We start from the raw sequence: 1,156 nt of genomic DNA, 5'->3' as shown, positions 1-1,156 counted from the left end.
GGTCGAAAGTTATCCACAGGTTATTAACAACTAATGACATTTACCTATTGACACATCATATAGGGGGTGAATGATTGAAACACCCCCTATACTTAGGAGAAAACTATTCAGCTAATCCTAATCGTTGCAACAAATACCCAACATCTCTTTGAAGGTGTTTGATTAAATCCAATGACTTTGTACCATCATTGTCTTTGTTCTCAACAACCCACTCAACGAGGCTATTCATTATAACACCACTAACAAGCTTCCAATCCATAGAGTCAGATTTAGGGACAGATGCTAGAACACTCTTAATGTCCTTCATTACTGCTTGATCTTTGGTGTATTCAATTACCTCACTAATAATGGGACTAATGTCCACATTAGATACTGAAGTTTGTTTAGTTGTAGTCACTTCTTTTGTCATTCTATTTCTCCTTATAACAAATTAATAGCACTATAATACACTAATAACCACATAATAGCAATAGCTAATGTTACAGTTATCAAGTTCATTGTGGATAACTTTCTTTGTTTGTTTCCCGGGGTGCGACATTTTGCCACACCAACCTGAAAGATATTCTCCAAATTCTAATTTCAAATACTATCATTGTACAACTCCATTCACATGAGTAATAGTATTAGGGTTAACATTTGCCCATTTTCGTTGTTCACCATAACCATTGCCAACTTTGTAAACTAGAACATAATCATGGTGTTCTTTATGTTCACCATCTATATTCTTGGTTAGTCCTAATATACCTCTGTGTATATATCTTTCTGTTCCATCATTCTTTAACCAACGAACAGAAAAATGTCCTTTAACTCTTGATTTAAAGTCATGTTTTGTCATTCTAATTCTCCTTTATTTCTACCTATAATATAAGCTTTTTTCCTCATTTTTCAAGGGTATAATAAACTAATTGTGGATAACTTTTGGACTGAAATGTGGCGTCAGGAAGACAGGATCCTGCTGGGCCCGGGCGAAACTATTATAATGGAAATTGGCTTTGGAGTTTATGGAGTTTTGGGGAGTTTAGTGAGGCAAGATCCGAATAACTCCGTTTATCTTGCCCCTTTGCATATTCCAACTATTAACACTAAATTGACTAAACAACATAAACATCAATAGTCTTTTTTGCAAATCTTATGCTCGAATTGTGGTGAAGACCAC

The 1,156-nt window shown here is 34.9% G+C and carries 2 protein-coding genes; both read right to left on the bottom strand.

Translation table 11 applies throughout. The features are described 5' to 3' along the window. Positions 1-103 precede the first annotated feature (103 nt). Positions 104-409 carry a hypothetical protein gene (locus tag AC30RD_RS09735; RefSeq protein WP_489494363.1) on the bottom strand — a complete coding sequence of 102 codons (306 nt, stop codon included), beginning with the start codon at positions 407-409 and terminating at the stop codon, positions 104-106. Positions 410-589: 180 nt separating this feature from the next. After that, positions 590-835, bottom strand: coding sequence for a hypothetical protein (locus AC30RD_RS09730; RefSeq protein WP_489494362.1), 246 nt, complete (start codon positions 833-835; stop codon positions 590-592). Between the last annotated feature and the right edge of the window lie 321 nt (positions 836-1,156).

The organism is Nitrosophilus sp. (assembly GCF_982775275.1).
Note: the sequence above shows the minus strand (reverse complement) of the source record. Positions and strands in the feature narration are given on the sequence as shown.

Coding starts and splice junctions, on each gene's coding strand:
- AC30RD_RS09735 (WP_489494363.1), bottom strand. CDS start 409: ATGACAAAAGAAGTGACTACAACTAAACAAACTTCAGTATCTAATGTG.
- AC30RD_RS09730 (WP_489494362.1), bottom strand. CDS start 835: ATGACAAAACATGACTTTAAATCAAGAGTTAAAGGACATTTTTCTGTT.